The following is a 15,942-nucleotide window of genomic DNA, read 5'->3' on the forward strand; positions in this document are numbered from 1 at the left end:
CCAACTATTGCCTCGACCGGCCGAGGCGCGCTTTTCCGGTTATCGTCAGCCCCCCAGCCCCCCGGAAGGGCGTGCGATCTGAACGCCGGTGCGTACGTGGCGATGGGCGAGCCGGCGGGTGGCGTTCCTTCCGCCGGCTCGTCTTGCGCCGCCGCGCCAGGCTCCTGTCCAATCTTGCAATTCCCTCCTCACCGCCGATATGAGGTGCTGGCCGATAGGGCGTTGCGCGAGCGAGCCCGCGGCTAGAGCGAAATCCGAAAAAGTTGGTAGACTTTTTCGATGAGATTTTGCTCAAGCTTCTCGAATCTGGAGCGGTTTCTTATCGACCAGACGATTCCGTCCGGTCGGAAAGCGCTCTAGTCGCGGCTCGCGTATCGGCGCGAGCGCACGACGCCCCCGAGGCCGCAGTCCAGCAGCCGCGCCTTTTGATCCGAATGTTTTGGAGCGACAGAAAGTGACCGACGCTTACGTCAATCTCGACTCGAACACGCATGCAACCAGCCACGGCTTCACCGCCGACGTCGCGCGTCTGCTTCAGTTGATGGCGCATTCCGTCTATTCCGAGCGCGAGGTGTTCCTGCGCGAGCTGGTCTCCAATGCGGCCGACGCCAGCGAAAAGCTTCGTTACGAAGCGCTGTCCGACGAAGCTCTCGCCGCCCAGGCGGGAGCCCCTCTCGTCACGATCTCGCTGGACAAGGACAAGAAGACTCTGACCGTCGCCGACAACGGGATCGGCATGAACCGCGAAGAACTCGTCTCGGCGCTCGGCACGATCGCAAATTCGGGAACGCGGGCTTTTCTCGACAAGATCAACGCCGACGGCGGCGGGGATAAAGGTCAGAGCCTGATCGGACAGTTCGGCGTCGGCTTCTATTCGGTGTTCATGGTCGCGGACCGGGTCGAGGTGGCCACCCGCCGCGCCGGGTCTCAGGAAGCCTGGTTGTGGACCTCCGAAGGGAAAGGCTCCTATCAAATCGCCCCGGCGCAGGCGGAGGAAGCCCCCGCCGCCGGCACGCGCGTGACGCTTCACCTCAATGCCGAGAGCGAAGAATTCCTCGACGCCTGGCGGATCGAGCAGGCCCTGCGCGAACATTCCGGCGCGCTCGCCATTCCGATCGAGATCGCAGGCGCGCCCGGCGAGGAGCCGCGCCGGATCAGCGACGGCGCCGCCTTGTGGGCCAAGCCCAAATCCGAAATATCGAATGAGGAATACGCCGACTTTTATCGGCAGCTCGGCGGCCAGTTCGACGAACCGGCGCTGACCGTGCATTGGCGGGCCGAGGGGCGCACCGAATATACGGTTCTCGCCTTCATACCCGGCTCCCGTCCGCTGGACCTGTTCGATCCGCTGCGCAAAGCTAAGAGCAAGCTCTATGTGCGCCGCGTGCTGATCTCCAGGGAGATACAATTGCTGCCGGCATGGCTGCGCTTCGTGCGGCTGGTGGTCGACAGCTCCGACATTCCGCTCAATGTCTCTCGCGAAATGGTGCAGCAGAGCCCGGTCGTGGCCCAGATCGGCAAGGCGATCGCCTCGCGCATCGTGCAGGAGCTCGGCAAGCTCGCCGAGGCGGAGCCGGAAAAATTCGCCGGCCTCTGGGAAAACTTCGGGGCCGTGATCAAGGAAGGGCTGCACGAGGATCCGCAGCGCCGCGACGACATCTTCAAGCTCGCCCGCTTCGCCTCTACCCGCGCGAGCGAGAAGACCCGTACGCTGAAAGACTATGTCGCGGACCTCAGGGAGAACCAGACCGCGATCTATTATCTCGTCGGCGACGACCGCAAACGGCTCGCGCATAGTCCCCAGATCGAGGAATTTTCCGCGCGAGGAGTTGAGGTTCTGCTTCTCGACGACGCGGTCGACGCTTTCTGGGTGACGAGCTGCGTCGGCTATGAGGGCAAACCCTTCAAATCGGTCACTCAAGGGGCGGCCGACCTTTCGCTGGTGCCCTTGAAGGAGGGCGAAGCGGAACAATCGGCTGGCGATGCGAGCGCCGAGGTCGCGGCTCTCGCGACCAGGATGAAGGAAGCGCTGAAGGAGCATGTCGACGACGTGCGCGTCTCGACGAGACTGCGTGAGAGCGCAGTCTGCCTGATCGCTCCCGAACATGGCCTCGATCGCCAGCTCGCGCGATTGCTGGCCGAGCACGGACAGGCCGGCGCGCTGGGCAAGCCGGTGCTGGAGATAAATCCGCGCCATCCCGCGATCACGGTCCTGGCGCAGGCGGCCCCTGGGGCCGAGGTCGAAGACGGCAGCTTCATGCTGCTCGATCTCGCACGAATCGCCGATGGCGAGCCTCCGGTCGACGCCAATGCTTTCGCCCGGCGCCTGAGCGCGCGCCTCGCCAAAGGCGCCGCCTGATCGTGGCCAAGGGCGCGTCTGGAGAACCGAAGATGACCGGCGGCGCCGTTCCGATAGTGACCGGCGGCGTCAGCCGCGCCGGGGCTCTCGAGGCCGTCGCCCGGCGGCTGAGCTCGAGCGGCGTCGAAGAGGCGCGCTTCGATGCCCGAACGCTGCTTCTGGCGGCGGCGGGGATCGGTCCTACGGAGCTGGTGCTGAACCCGGACGCGCCGCTTGGCGAGGACGCCGCTCGCCTCCTGAGCGCCTATGCGGCGAGACGGGCGGGGCGGGAGCCCGTCTCCCGCATCCTGGCGACGCGCGGGTTCTGGACCCTCGATCTTCAGGTCGCGCCTTTGGTGCTCGATCCAAGGGCGGATACGGAGACGCTCGTGGAATTATCCTTGAGTCTTCTCTCCGGCAGGCGCCATGAGCCGTTGAGGCTGCTCGATCTCGGCTCGGGCTCGGGCGCCATAATCTGCGCTCTGCTGAGCGAGCTGCCGCAGGCTTACGGTGTGGCGGTGGATCTCTCCCCCGCCGCCTGTGCGCTGACCCAAGCCAATCTCGCGCAATGCGGCCACGCCCATCGCGCGAGCGTGGTTCGGGGTCGCTGGGCCGACGCGATCGGCTCTCGATTCGATCTCGTCGTCTCGAATCCCCCCTATATAAAAAGCGAGGACATCGGCGGCCTCGACCCCGAGGTTCGCTTGCACGATCCGGCGCTTGCGCTCGACGGCGGGGCCGACGGACTCGAATGCTACAGGGAAATCATCGGGAGCCTGGGCCGAATTGTGGTTCCCGGAGGATTGGGACTCGTGGAGGCGGGCGCCGGACAGGCGCAAAGCATTCGCGTTCTCTTTGCAGGAGCGGGCCTCGGGGTCGTGGCGACGGCCCGTGACGCCGGAGGCCATGAGCGTGCCGTCGCCGCAAGGTTGGATGCGTGATAAATTAGCTACAGTTTGAGTTTTTTGTGCTTTGCTGATGCGATGGTCTTGGCGAGTCGGCGCCCGTCTTATATATAGGAGTCGATAAACGAGTTTTGATGATGCTGGGCGTGATGATCCGCCAGCGCTCCTTGCCGGGAATATTTTCAGCAGCCGCCGTCGGCGCTGAGAAGCCGTAAGGATAGGACGGGCGCAGCGATTTGCGCCGACCCAATCACCTTGCATCGTCCCGCAACCGGCCTGATCGCGGCTTTAGCTAAAAAGCCCGGAGTTCGGAGCGTTTTGAAGAATTGTCGGAGCTTGCCGCTCAACTCTGATCTGGAGCCGCCTACGTTCTTGGATCGAGAACGGAAACGGCGCGGAGAGAGTGCTGCTTCTTCGATGGCATGGGGTCGGCGAAGCCACTGCGAAACGGAAGAGACCGCTTCAAGAAAAACAACAACCGAGCAGTTCTGCAGGTTCCAGGACGGCGGTCGCGGGGCTCACAGGAAAGCCTCCGCCAGAAAGAGCGAATGCCACTCAAGTCAACCGCGCGCGGCGCGTCATCTATCACATCCATGCGGCGGCAGGCGCGAGCCCGGCGCCGCTCGAAGGGGATTATTGGGGATTGTCAATGAGACCAGGACAAAACAAGAGGCTGCGCGGGCGCAATGGGGGAAGAAAAGTTCCCAATCCGCTGACGCGCTCCTTTGAATCGAACGGTCCGGACGTCAAGATTCGCGGCACCGCCCAGCATGTCGCCGAGAAATACCTGCAGCTCGCCCGCGACGCCCAATCCTCCGGCGATATCGTCATGGCGGAAAACCTGCTGCAGCACGCCGAGCATTATTTTCGCCTGATTTCGGCCGCCCAGCAGCAGACCAACAATTACGGCCGGCAGTCCTTCGAGCCCGAGGAGGAGGTCGACGACGACGACGATTTCCTGGGCGTGCCGGATCGATTTGCGCCTCTGGCGGAACGTCTGCCGGCGCAACAGCCGAACTATCCGGCGCCGCAGCCCTATCAGGCGCCCCAGCCTCAGGTTCAGCCGCATTTCGCCGCGCCCCAACCACAGCCGCAGCCCTTTGAGGAACGGCCTTTCGGCGGGGAAATGCGACATGAGCGCCAGGGGGGACGGCAGCCCTTCGGCGGACGAAATCGGGGCAATCAGGGAGACCGCGGATTTGACCGCGGCCAGGATCGGGCCGCGCAAGCCGAGCGCAACAATTTGGACCGCAATAACGTCGACCGCGGTCAGGAGGCCCCCGAAGGGCGCTCCCAGCAGCCAGGTTTCGAGCGCGGGCGGGGCCGCTTCCAGCCTCGGCAGGAGCGTTACGAGCCTTCGGTCGCCGCGGAGCAGCCGGACATGACGGCGCCGGTGGGCCTGCCGGCCTTCATCACCGCGCCGCCGGCCATAAATGTGTCGCGTAGCGCCCCGGCGGTCGAAAATCCGCCGCCGCCCGCGCCCGAGCCGCGCGAGGAGGGCGCCGCCTATAATCTCGCTCCCCGCCGTCGGCGGCGACCGCGCGCCGCCGCTGCGGAGGCGGGCGGCGCCGTCGAGGAAGCGCCCGCCGCCGGCGAACTGCCGCTCGGCGACTGAGCAACCTGATCCGCGCCGGGCGCGAAGGCGCTCGGCGCGTGTCTACAGAGCGAATTTGCCTGACCTAAGCGCACACGCGCTGCTTTTGCGTGAGTGCGCTTTAAGACATCTCGCGGGCCAGCGCGCGGGCCAGATCGCTGAGCCGGCGGATTTCCAGCTTGCAGATTTCGCGGGCTCGCCAGTCCCAATCGCGTGCGTAGGCGAGCCGCAGGCGCGCTCGCCAGCTTTCGATCTCGATCTGGAGGCGGCGGCTCCTCGTTCCGGTTTCAAATGAAATTATCCTGGCCTCGGTCATGCGGGGCGTCTCCCATATTGCCGGCAGCCTGATTGATAATCGCCAGGGGCGCCTGTTCGGCGCTCCGCAACGACGGGCTCATAGGCGCGTAAATATGGCGCTCTCCGAAATGAGCACCCGCCATCGTAAAAGCGCGGCGCCGGCTCGAAGGCCGCGCCGGAGCATTTTCCAGGCGGGCGTTTTCTGCATCACAAAGCGCAGGCGTCGCCCTGGGAGATGCGTCCGCCTTCGATCACGCGGGCGTAGACGCCGCAGTCGACGTGGCCGAAATTCTTGCGCAGCGTCTGGACGACGTCCATGTCGCGCTTTCCCGTGCCGGGCTCGACGCCGGTCGCTGCGCAGCGATCCGTCATCTTGAGAATTTCCAGCCGGACTCCGCCTATGGCGACGGTCTTTCCGACCAGTTCCGTCTCCGCCCAAGGCTCCATGCCTTCGAGATAGATGTTGGCGCGGAACCGCAACGGATCCACTGTCCGGCCTTCCGCGGCGCTGATCGCGTCCACGCTGGCGAGGTTGAGCAAGGACACGAAGCCGGACTTCGAGTCGGTGAAGCGGAAGCCGTCGGGAGCTTCGAGCAGCTTCACCGGTCCGCGGATTTCCTCGCCCAGGAACTCCGTCATGAAGCGCTCGATAGCCGCGCGGCCTTCCGGCGAGCCCAGTTCGCCGCGAACGACGACCTCGCCGTGTTTCTTGATGGTCAACGCGCCCGAATGGGCTTCAAAGCGCGTGGAAAGGCCGGCGAGGGCGGCGTTTCGCATCAACATCAGGAATTTGATCTTGGGCTGGTGCTCCGGCCGGGCGGGATCGAAGCCGGAAGGGCCGTTCTCGAGCGCATATAGCCGATCCCCGGGAAAATAGCCGTCCGCCTCCAGTTCCGCAGATTCGATCGGTTCCGCCGAGAGGCCCTTCACGGGATAGCGGTAGAGGCGTTTTATGCGCATGGTTTCTCCGGCGAGGTTCGGAGGCCGATAATGAACCTCCAGAATATTTATTCCAAGAGCCTCGCGTGCAGGCGGGGCGGCGCCATATGCGCGGCGCTTTGCGGCGCCCCCTTTGAATTCGGAAAGCCGTTCCCATATCGCGCTTAAGGCCGCCGCAAGGGGCCATCATTTGACGCGGGACGCGCCGGTCGAGGCGGTCCAAAGCTCGTGGGAGCCGTTTTATGAATATAGACAAATATACGGAACGCGCGCGGGGTTTCATCCAGTCGGCGCAGTCGCTGGCGACCCGCGAGGGGCATCAGCAGTTCACTCCCGAACATATTCTGAAGGTTTTGCTCGACGATGAAGAAGGCCTCGCCGCCGGCCTCATCGACCGCGCCGGCGGACGCTCCGCCGAAGCGCGCCTGAAGACCGAGGCTGCGCTGGCCAAATTGCCCAAAGTGGCGGGCTCGGGCGCGGGCCAGCTTTATCTCGCCCCGGCGACCGCGCGGCTTTTCGACAACGCCGAACAGATCGCGCAAAAGGCGGGCGACTCCTATGTCACGGTCGAGCGGCTGCTGCTCGCGCTCGCCCTGGAGAAGGGAGCGGAGTCCGCGCGCATTCTGTCCGAGGCCGGAGTGACGCCGCAGAAGCTCAACGCCGCCATCGAGGATCTGCGAAAGGGTCGCACGGCCGACAGCGCCACCGCGGAAAACCAATACGACGCGCTGAAGAAATACGCCCGCGACCTCACCGAAGCGGCGCGGGAAGGCAAGCTCGATCCGGTGATCGGCCGCGACGACGAAATTCGCCGCACCATACAGGTTCTCTCCCGGCGCACGAAGAACAATCCCGTCCTCATCGGCGAACCCGGCGTCGGCAAGACCGCGATCGTCGAAGGCCTCGCCCTGCGCATCGTGAACGGGGACGTTCCGGAGTCGCTCCAGGACAAGAAGCTGCTCGCGCTCGACATGGGCTCTCTGATCGCCGGCGCGAAATATCGCGGCGAGTTCGAGGAACGCCTCAAGGCGGTCCTGAACGAGATCACCGCGGCCGAGGGCGCCGTCATTCTGTTCATCGACGAAATGCACACGCTCGTCGGGGCCGGCAAGGCGGACGGGGCCATGGACGCCTCGAACCTCTTGAAGCCCGCTTTGGCGCGCGGCGAGCTGCATTGCGTCGGCGCCACCACGCTGGACGAATATCGCAAACATGTCGAGAAGGACGCTGCGCTGGCGCGTCGCTTCCAGCCGGTCTTCGTCGGCGAACCGACCGTGGAGGACACCGTCTCGATCCTGCGCGGGTTGAAGGAGAAATACGAGCTGCATCACGGCGTGCGCATCAGCGACAGCGCTCTGGTGGCCGCCGCCACCCTGTCCAATCGCTATATCTCGGACCGTTTCCTGCCCGACAAGGCGATCGACCTCGTCGACGAGGCCAGTTCGCGCCTGCGCATGCAGATCGACTCCAAGCCCGAGGAACTCGACGAATTCGACCGGCGCATCGTTCAGCTGCGCATCGAACAGGAGGCGCTCAAGAAGGAAACCGACGCCGCGTCGAAGGACCGGCTGGCGCGCCTCGAACAGGAGCTGGCCGCGCTCGAGGAGAAGTCGGCGTCGCTCACCCAGCGCTGGAGGTCCGAGAAGGACAAGCTCGGACAAGCCCAGAAATGGAAAGAGCAGCTCGACAACGCCCGCAACGAACTCGCCCAGGCGCAAAGGCGCGGCGAATATCAGCGCGCCGGCGAACTCGCCTATGGCGTGATCCCCGATCTGGAGCGAAAGCTGGCCGAGGGAGAGCAGAACAAGGGCGCCCTCGTCGAAGAGGCGGTCACGACCGACCACATCGCCCAGGTGGTCTCGCGCTGGACCGGCGTTCCGGTCGATAAAATGCTGGAAGGCGAGCGCGAGAAGCTTCTTCACATGGAGCAGGAGCTGGCGAAGCGGGTCGTCGGGCAGAAGGAGGCTGTGGCCGCGGTTTCGACGGCGGTGCGGCGCGCGCGGGCGGGCCTGCAGGACCCCAACCGGCCGATCGGCTCCTTCATATTCCTCGGTCCGACCGGCGTCGGCAAAACGGAGCTTACGAAAGCGCTCGCTTCTTTCCTGTTCGACGACGAAACCGCGATGGTTCGGCTCGACATGTCCGAATATATGGAGAAGCACTCGGTCGCGAGACTGATCGGCGCGCCTCCCGGCTATGTCGGCTATGAGGAGGGCGGGGCGCTGACCGAAGCGGTCCGTCGCCGGCCTTATCAAGTGGTGCTGTTCGATGAAATCGAGAAAGCGCACCCCGATGTCTTCAATGTCCTGCTGCAGGTTCTGGACGACGGCCGCCTGACCGACGGCCAGGGACGCACCGTCGACTTCAAGAACACCTTGATCATCATGACTTCGAACCTCGGGGCGGAGTTTTTGGTTATGCAGAAGGAAGGAGAGGATTCCTCGGCCGTCCACGACGAGGTGATGCAGGTCGTTCGCGGCCATTTCCGGCCGGAGTTCCTGAACCGCGTCGACGAGATCATCCTGTTCCACCGCCTGCGCCGCGAGGACATGGGCTCCATCGTCGACATTCAGTTCACCCGGCTCGCCAAGCTCCTCGAAGATCGCAAGATCGTTCTGGAGCCCGACGCCAAGGCGCGTGAATGGCTGGCGCAGAGAGGCTATGACCCCGCCTATGGCGCGAGGCCGTTGAAGCGCGTGTTCCAGAAGGAGCTTCAGGACGCGTTGGCGGAACGCCTGCTGGCTGGAGAAATTCCCGACGGCTCCCATGTCGCGGTCTCGGCCGATGGCGCGGGTCTGACGCTGAACGGAGCGCCCGCGCGAGCGGGGCGGCCAGATAATGTGATCGAGATGAAGAAAGGCGCCTGATCGAACCGGCTTCGCGCCCTTCCCGTAAACAGCGGGAGGGCGCCGGCCATCAGGCCGCGACGTGCTGCGGATCCCAGGACGCGATGAAGTTCTTCAAATCCGGGGCGCTGAGGGGCCGGCTGATGAGAAACCCCTGCGCCTCGGAGCAGCCGTTTCGACGCAGCCAGCTCAATTGCCGGGCATCCTCGACGCCCTCTCCGACGCAGCTGATGCCGAGGTCGGCGGCCATTCTGATCACGCCGCGGGTGATCGCCTCGCAGTCGGACCGCTCGAGGACATCTTTGACGAAGCTCCGGTCTATCTTGATTTTGTGCAGGGGCAGTTTGCGGAGATAGCTCAAAGAAGCGTAGCCCGTTCCGAAATCGTCCAGGCTGATCTCGACTCCCGCACGGGCCAGCGAGCGTATCGAGCTGTTGGTGGCCTGATCGTCGGAGAGCAGCGCCGTTTCGGTTATTTCCATGCCGAGACGGTTCGACGAGACGCCTGCCGTCGAAAGACTGTCGAGCATGCGCTGCGCGAAATCGGGGGCGCGGAGCTGGACCGCCGACACATTGACGGCGACGCGGATGTCTTTGGGAAACTGGGGGATGGTTCGGCAGGCTTCCTCTATGACCCACAGGCCGAGATCGTGAATGAAGCCGGTCCTCTCGGCGATCGGAATGAAGATCGAAGGCGGCACCTGGCCGCGGGTCGGATGCTCCCATCGCAGCAGGGCCTCGCATCCCGCGATCATCCCCGTGTCGAAGTCCAGCAGCGGCTGAAACACCAGCGCAAATTGGTTCAGTTGAAGCGCTCGGCGCAAATCTCGCTCCAGGGTTCTTTCCTCGCGCGCCACCGCTTCATGATGCGGTTCGAAGACGCATAGCGGTCCGCCGTTTTGTTTCGCCCGGTAAAGCGCGATATCGGCTTTGCGCAACAGAGAGTGCGGATTGTCCGCGTCACGGGGGGCTATGGCGACGCCGAGACTCGCCGCGCAGGAAACCTCGCCCGACGAGCCGAGCGAAAATGGAGCCTCGAAGCACTGGATCACCCGCTGCGCGACGACGAGAGCGTCTTCAGGCTCGTCGATGGAGGTTACCACGACCGCGAATTCATCGCCTCCGAGGCGCGCCACGAGATCGGTCGGGCGCACGACGGATTTCATCCTTTCCGCGGCCCCGATGAGCAATTCGTCGCCCGCGGCATGGCCCAGCCGATCGTTGACGATCTTGAAGTCGTCGAGATCGGCGTAGATCAGGGCGAAGAGTTTTTTGTCTCCCGATATGCGGGCGAATTCGGTTTCGATAGCCTCGTGGAACCAGAGCCGGTTGGGCAGCGACGTAAGCGCGTCGGTACGCACTCTCTGTTCGGTTTCCAATTGCCGCAGCACGCGCGAGCGCAATTGCTCCGCGTAAGCGAAGGCGCCGCGCAGCAACACCAGAGTGTAGACGATGAGGACCACGAAAGCGAGCAGGTAGTCATCTCCGCCGGCCCGCAGCAGGGTCGTCGCCGAGGCTGCGAATATGGGCGCCATGAACAACACTGCTGCAAGAGGAATGCTCGCGAGCGCGAATGCGCCGCCGCTGAGCATCCCTGCGCAAAGGCATATGACGAGGATCTGAGCCCCGGGCGCGGCCTCGGGAAAAAACAGCAGCGGAACGGCCGCCCAGCACAGGCTGAGAGAAAGCGTGTGAAAGACGAGCCTGCTCATTGCGGAGGAGCGCCGGGCCTTTGGCCGGGGACCCGGACCGCGCCGCTTGTATCTGAAGTAGATCGTGCCGGCGAGGAACACGACAGCGAGCGCCCACAACAACGCCGCGGCGCGTCTGGGAGAAGAAGAAAAGGCGGCCAGAAGCACGATCGCGTTGCAAATGTTCGCGACCATCATATTCGGCGTCTGGTTCAGGATGGCCGAGAACTGCTCGGCCCGCAGCCGTTCCGCCGCCTCGCGGTCGAGAGGCGCGTTTTCGCGTCGCAAACAGGCCAGAAGGCGGTTCTTGACTGCGGAAATCATTGGCGGCGCCGTTTCTCGTCGGGCGCCGCCCGCCTGTCGGTCCGAGGATTTGTTTTTTCCTGGAGAGACAGGGGCGCCTCGGGGCGGCAAGCAATTATCGCGCTCGATCGGGCAGTCATCGAAATTCTTTCCGTTTCGGCCAGGATGAGCAGGCGCGTCGGGTTCGGCTCGCGTTCGGCCGCTCGCATTCGAAAGGCTTCATCGCCGGGAAACCGCCTGAACGACTTTCCAGCGCAATCGACTGATCCCCTGCTTAAACTCTGCAAGAGGAAATTTCGTTCAGAAGCAGGAGAGCCCCAGCATTCCGGTCAGGATGCTATCCTGAATAGCGGTTTCCTGCGCATTTGATTGAGACAACACTTAACAATATAATACTGAAAGGCTTTTTATGGCGCAACCGCCGTGGAGCGTATCGTCGCAGGAGTTCGCCTGCGCTTTGGGCCGTGCCGATTTCCCGCTGTTCGAACGCAGAGCGCTCGCGGCTAAAGCTTGCGCAGCGCCACTTCGGCGATCTGGTGATCCTGCGCTTTGGTCAGGATCAGGCTGGCCCGCGGACGGGTGGGCGCGATGTTCTGGCGCAGGTTCTGGAGGTTGATCCGCTGCCAGATGTCGCGGGCTATCCGATCGGTCTCGACCTCGTCGAGGTCGGCGTAAATACGGAAATAGGACCGCGGATCGCGGAACGCCGTCTGCCGCAATTGCTGGAAGCGCTCGACATACCATTTTTCGAGATCGCGTTCGGTCGCATGCAGATATACCGAAAAATCGAAGAAATCCGACACGAAGGGCACTTCGCGGCCGTCGCGCGGCGGCCGGGGCGCCAGCAGCACGTTGACGCCTTCGACGATCAATATGTCGGGCCGGTCGACGATGAGCTTTTCGCCTTCGACGACGTCATAGGTCAGATGGGAATAGACCGGGGCCTCGACATTGCCGCGCCCGGCCTTGACGCTGGACAGGAAGCGCAGAAGCGATTTGTTGTCGTAGCTTTCGGGAAACCCCTTCTTATCCATCAGGCCCTGGCTTTCGAGCGCCTTGTTGGGGAAGAGGAAGCCGTCGGTGGTGACGAGCTCGACTTTGGGCGTGTTCGGCCAGCGCGAAAGCAGCGCCTTCAATATTCTGGCGGTGGTGGATTTGCCCACCGCGACCGAGCCGGCGACGCCGATGATGTATGGCACCTTGCCGTCTTCGGCTCCGAGGAACCTCTGCGTCGCTTTGAATAGCCCCTGGGTGGCGGCGACATAGAGTGCGAGGAGACGTGAAAGCGGGAGGTAGATCTCGATCACTTCCTCGAGCGAGATCGGATCGTGCAGCGACTTGAGCCGCGTGAGATCTTCAAATGTCAGCGTCAGGGGCGTATCGGCGCGCAGCCTCGCCCATTCGGCTCGCGTGAAGTGACGGTAGGGCGATGCTATGTCTAGGTCGGGCGCCGGCGCTTCGGCCTGGGTCGCACTCATGGCGCCGCGCCTCGCGAGGCTTTTTCCTCATGGCCGGAGCGGCTGGTGCGGCGCTCCAGTTCCTCCAATACGTCTTTCAGAGAGATATCGCGCGCTTCCATCAGCACGAGGAGATGATAAAGCAGATCGGCGATTTCGCCTCTCAGGGACGCATCGTCCTGACTGAGCGCGGCGATCACCGTTTCGACAGCTTCTTCCCCGAATTTCTTGGAGATGCGCGGAAGACCTCCTTCGAACAGGCTCCTGGTGTAGGACTTTTCCGCCGCCGCGTCGCGTCGGTCGCGTATGATGTTTGCGAGATCTTCGAGTTCGAAGCTCATGCCGCCTCCAGCCCGTCGAGGCGGATCGCAAGACCGGCGCGGGCCATGTGAAGCTTGGCCTGCTGGATCGAATATTCCCCGAAGTGGAAGATCGAGGCCGCGAGCACGGCGCTGGCGTGCCCCTCTCTGACGCCCTCGACGAGATGATCCAGATTGCCTACGCCGCCGGAAGCGATCACCGGAACATTCACGGCGTCGGCGACGCTGCGGGTCAGATCGAGATCGAAACCGCTCTTCGCGCCGTCGCGATCCATCGAGGTGAGCAGGATTTCTCCGGCTCCCAGAGCATCCACCGCGCGGGCGAACTCCACCGCGTCTATGCCGGTGGCGCGGCGGCCGCCGTGAGTGAAGATTTCCCAGCGGCCGCTCGCGACCTTTTTGGCGTCGATGGCGACGACGATGCATTGCGAGCCGAATTTCTCGGCCGCTTCGCGAACGAATTCGCGATTGGCCACCGCGGCCGAATTGATCGAGACCTTGTCGGCGCCCGCCAGCAGCAGGTTGCGAATGTCGTCGAGGGCGCGCACGCCGCCGCCGACGGTCAGGGGCATGAAACAGGCTTCAGCGGTGCGCTGAACCACGTCGAGAAGCGTGCCGCGGTTCTCGTGGCTCGCCGTTATGTCGAGAAAGCACAGCTCGTCGGCGCCGGCGGCGTCATAGGCCTTGGCGGCTTCGACCGGATCGCCGGCGTCGCGCAGGTCGACGAAATTGACGCCCTTGACGACGCGTCCGTCCTTGACGTCGAGGCAGGGAATGAGGCGGGACTTAAGCATCAGGCGCTCGCGCGGGCGGCCTGCGGCGCCTGGCGCAAAAGAGCCAGCGCCTGAGCAGGATCAAGCCGTCCGTCATATAGGGCGCGACCGGTGATTGCGCCGGCGAGCCGCGCGCAATCTGGCTGGATCAGCCGCGCCACGTCGTCGAGCGACGCCAATCCGCCCGAAGCTATGACCGGGATGGCGAGGGCGTTCGCGAGCGCCAGCGTCGCCTCGATATTGAGGCCTTTCAGCACGCCGTCCCGCGCGATGTCGGTATAGACGATCGCAGCGACGCCGGCGTCCTCGAAGCTGCGGCCGAGATCGAGCGCGGACATTCTCGTGGTGCGGGCCCAGCCTTCCACCGCGACCATGCCGTCCTTGGCGTCGATGCCGACGGCGATGCGTCCCGGATAAAGACGGCACGCTTCGCGCACCAGCGCCGGGTCCTTGACCGCGGCCGTGCCGATGATGACGCGGGTGACGCCCTTTTCGAGCCAGCGCGCGATGGTGCGCATGTCGCGGATGCCGCCGCCGAGCTGAACCGGAATCGTCAGCGCGGCGAGAATGGACTCGACCGCGTCTGCGTTTCGCGGCGCCCCGGCGAAAGCGCCGTCGAGGTCGACCACATGCAGATATTCGAAGCCTTGCCGCTCGAAGGAGCGCGCCTGGTCGGCCGGATCTTCGTTGAAAATGGTGGCGCGGCTCATGTCGCCCTGAAGAAGCCGCACGCACCGACCTTCTTTGAGGTCAATCGCAGGAAAGAGAATCACGGACGCCACCTCAGAAAATTGGCGATGAGAGCGAGACCAAGCCTCTGGCTTTTCTCGGGGTGAAACTGAACGCCGAGAAGATTGTCCCGGGCGACGGCCGCCGTCAGCGCGCCCCCGTAATCGGTTCGGGCGAGAACATGCTCCGGCGATTCCGGAACGAAGTGGTAGGAATGGACGAAATAGGCGTGAAGGCCGTTCTCGCCCGTCTTAATTCCCTCGAAAACGGGATGGGGCCGGGTCAGCGAAACCGTATTCCACCCCATGTGAGGGATTTTTAAGGCGGGATCGGAGGGGGCGATAGCCCTCACATCGCCCGGGATCCACCCCAGCCCGGGCGTTTCCCCATGTTCCAGGCCGCGCGCCGCCATCAGCTGCATGCCGACGCATATGCCGAGGAAGGGCCGGCCCTTTTCGATCACGGCTTCTTCGAGCGCCTGCGCGAGGCCCGCAATTGCGAGCAAGCCCCGTCGGCAATCCGCAAATGCGCCGACCCCCGGCAGCACGACGCGGTCGGCGCTCCGCAGAACGTCGGGGTCGTCCGAAACGCATATCCCGGCCCCGGCGATTTCATGCTCCCGCGCCGCGCGCTCGAAAGCTTTCGCGGCGGAATGGAGATTGCCCGAACCGTAATCGATGATGACCGTGGTCAATAGCGAAGCTCCTCGCACTAGGCTGCAGGCGGCGGCGGTGGAGGCGGCGGCGGAGCCGCTGCGGGCCGCCAGTTGTGGAAGAATATTTCCTCCGCCTGTTCGGCGTCGTCTCCCACGACGACGCCGCTCTCGCTGTAGCCTTTTCGCGTCAGGCTCCAGGCCAGCAGCCGGACGCCTTCAAACCCCAGAACCACCGAAAGGGCAAGGCTTACGAGCGCCATGGTCCGTTTGGGAAGGCCGAGCTTGTGGCCGGCCAGCGCTATGGCGGCGAGCAGTATGGCCCAGCCGATCGCCGCGAGCCATGCGCGGTTCCAGGCCAGCCAGAAAGGCCCGAACAAGGTCGCGGGGAACGAGAAACCGTCCCGCAGGAACACGATCTTCTCGGCCGGCGGGGCCTCGCCCGCGGAAGTTGCGGGAACATGGACGGTGAAAATGGCCATGGGCCTGTTCCTTCAGCAGGTGAGCGTGCCCTTGGTGGACGGCACGGCGCTGGCGCGGCGGGGGTCGAGAGCGACCGCCTTGCCGAAAGCGCGGGCGAATCCCTTGAACACGCTCTCGGCGATGTGATGGCTGTTGACGCCGCGAAGACAGTCGATATGCAGCCCGATGCGCGAATGCACGGCCACGGCCTGGAAGAACTCCCGCACCAGCTCGGTGTCGAACTCGCCGATTTTCTCGGACGGAAACTCGACCCCATACACCAGGAAAGGGCGGCCCGAGACATCGACGACGACGCGGCACAGCGCCTCGTCGAGAGGCACATGGGCGTCGCCGTAGCGGGCAATGCCCTTGCGGTCGCCGAGGGCGGCGTCGACCGCCTGGCCGAAGGCTATTCCGACGTCTTCGACGGTGTGGTGGGCGTCGATATGAAGGTCCCCCTTGGCCTCGAGTTCGAGGTCGAGCGGCGCATGCCGGGCGATCTGGTCGAGCATGTGATCGAAAAAGCCGACCCCGGTCGAGATCCTGGCCGAGCCATGGCCGTCGAGGCCGACGGAAACAGCGATTTTGGTCTCGGAAGTGGCGCGCTCAACTTTGCCGCTGCGCATCTGTCGTGGCT

14 protein-coding genes are annotated in these 15,942 nt (G+C 64.2%); 4 read left to right on the forward strand and 10 right to left on the reverse strand.

From position 1 onward, the window contains the following. Positions 1 to 541 precede the first annotated feature (541 nt). The 3 genes from htpG (at position 542) to H2LOC_RS20305 (ending at position 4,858) form a co-directional block, all read left to right on the forward strand. Positions 542 to 2,359, forward strand: a complete 1,818-nt coding sequence (gene htpG, locus H2LOC_RS20295) for a molecular chaperone HtpG (RefSeq protein ID WP_136496918.1) — start codon at positions 542 to 544, stop codon at positions 2,357 to 2,359. Positions 2,360 to 2,391: 32 nt separating this feature from the next. Beyond that, positions 2,392 to 3,279 (forward strand): peptide chain release factor N(5)-glutamine methyltransferase, encoded by an 888-nt coding sequence (prmC, locus tag H2LOC_RS20300; RefSeq protein WP_136494477.1) that lies wholly within the window; start codon positions 2,392 to 2,394, stop codon positions 3,277 to 3,279. A 613-nt stretch (positions 3,280 to 3,892) separates the two neighbouring features. Continuing rightward, positions 3,893 to 4,858, forward strand: coding sequence for a DUF4167 domain-containing protein (locus tag H2LOC_RS20305; RefSeq protein ID WP_136494478.1), 966 nt, complete (start codon positions 3,893 to 3,895; stop codon positions 4,856 to 4,858). A 100-nt stretch (positions 4,859 to 4,958) separates the two neighbouring features. On the opposite strand, the gene H2LOC_RS20310 is transcribed toward H2LOC_RS20305, so the two are convergent. Together H2LOC_RS20310 and H2LOC_RS20315 are read right to left on the reverse strand one after the other, a co-directional pair. Further along, the gene (locus H2LOC_RS20310; protein ID WP_136494479.1) at positions 4,959 to 5,153 is read right to left on the reverse strand and encodes a hypothetical protein; all 195 of its coding nucleotides are present in this window, start codon (positions 5,151 to 5,153) and stop codon (positions 4,959 to 4,961) included. A gap of 188 nt (positions 5,154 to 5,341) precedes the next feature. Continuing rightward, positions 5,342 to 6,094: an MOSC domain-containing protein gene (locus H2LOC_RS20315; protein WP_136494480.1), complete on the reverse strand. Its 753-nt coding sequence runs from the start codon at positions 6,092 to 6,094 to the stop codon at positions 5,342 to 5,344. A 221-nt stretch (positions 6,095 to 6,315) separates the two neighbouring features. Between H2LOC_RS20315 and clpB the strand changes: the two genes are divergently transcribed. Continuing rightward, entirely contained in the window at positions 6,316 to 8,940 is a 2,625-nt protein-coding gene (gene clpB / locus H2LOC_RS20320; protein ID WP_136494481.1) for an ATP-dependent chaperone ClpB, read from the forward strand. Between the two features lie 49 nt (positions 8,941 to 8,989). Here clpB and H2LOC_RS20325 read toward each other — a convergent pair whose 3' ends face one another. The 8 genes from H2LOC_RS20325 to hisB all read right to left on the reverse strand — a co-directional run bounded on the left by H2LOC_RS20325 (position 8,990) and on the right by hisB (position 15,931). Next, complete coding sequence (locus H2LOC_RS20325; protein ID WP_136494482.1) at positions 8,990 to 10,933, reverse strand: putative bifunctional diguanylate cyclase/phosphodiesterase; 1,944 nt, start codon at positions 10,931 to 10,933, stop codon at positions 8,990 to 8,992. Between the two features lie 482 nt (positions 10,934 to 11,415). Next, on the reverse strand, positions 11,416 to 12,390 hold the full coding sequence (gene coaA, locus H2LOC_RS20330; protein ID WP_136494483.1) for a type I pantothenate kinase: 975 nt from the start codon (positions 12,388 to 12,390) through the stop codon (positions 11,416 to 11,418). Further along, positions 12,387 to 12,710, reverse strand: coding sequence for a phosphoribosyl-ATP diphosphatase (locus H2LOC_RS20335; protein ID WP_136494484.1), 324 nt, complete (start codon positions 12,708 to 12,710; stop codon positions 12,387 to 12,389). The genes coaA and H2LOC_RS20335 overlap by 4 nt, the downstream gene beginning before the upstream one ends. Beyond that, positions 12,707 to 13,483 carry an imidazole glycerol phosphate synthase subunit HisF gene (gene hisF, locus H2LOC_RS20340; RefSeq protein ID WP_136494485.1) on the reverse strand — a complete coding sequence of 259 codons (777 nt, stop codon included), beginning with the start codon at positions 13,481 to 13,483 and terminating at the stop codon, positions 12,707 to 12,709. Before hisF ends, H2LOC_RS20335 begins: the two co-directional genes overlap by 4 nt. Continuing rightward, positions 13,483 to 14,244, reverse strand: a complete 762-nt coding sequence (hisA, locus tag H2LOC_RS20345; protein WP_136494486.1) for a 1-(5-phosphoribosyl)-5-[(5-phosphoribosylamino)methylideneamino]imidazole-4-carboxamide isomerase — start codon at positions 14,242 to 14,244, stop codon at positions 13,483 to 13,485. The genes hisF and hisA overlap by 1 nt, the downstream gene beginning before the upstream one ends. Beyond that, positions 14,232 to 14,885 carry an imidazole glycerol phosphate synthase subunit HisH gene (gene hisH / locus H2LOC_RS20350; RefSeq protein ID WP_136494487.1) on the reverse strand — a complete coding sequence of 218 codons (654 nt, stop codon included), beginning with the start codon at positions 14,883 to 14,885 and terminating at the stop codon, positions 14,232 to 14,234. The genes hisA and hisH overlap by 13 nt, the downstream gene beginning before the upstream one ends. Positions 14,886 to 14,902: 17 nt before the next feature. Further along, positions 14,903 to 15,325 (reverse strand): DUF2628 domain-containing protein, encoded by a 423-nt coding sequence (locus tag H2LOC_RS20355; RefSeq protein WP_136494488.1) that lies wholly within the window; start codon positions 15,323 to 15,325, stop codon positions 14,903 to 14,905. A 12-nt stretch (positions 15,326 to 15,337) separates the two neighbouring features. Then, positions 15,338 to 15,931 carry an imidazoleglycerol-phosphate dehydratase HisB gene (gene hisB, locus H2LOC_RS20360; RefSeq protein WP_136494489.1) on the reverse strand — a complete coding sequence of 198 codons (594 nt, stop codon included), beginning with the start codon at positions 15,929 to 15,931 and terminating at the stop codon, positions 15,338 to 15,340. Positions 15,932 to 15,942 lie beyond the last annotated feature (11 nt).

The organism is Methylocystis heyeri (genome assembly GCF_004802635.2).
GTDB lineage: Bacteria > Pseudomonadota > Alphaproteobacteria > Rhizobiales > Beijerinckiaceae > Methylocystis > Methylocystis heyeri.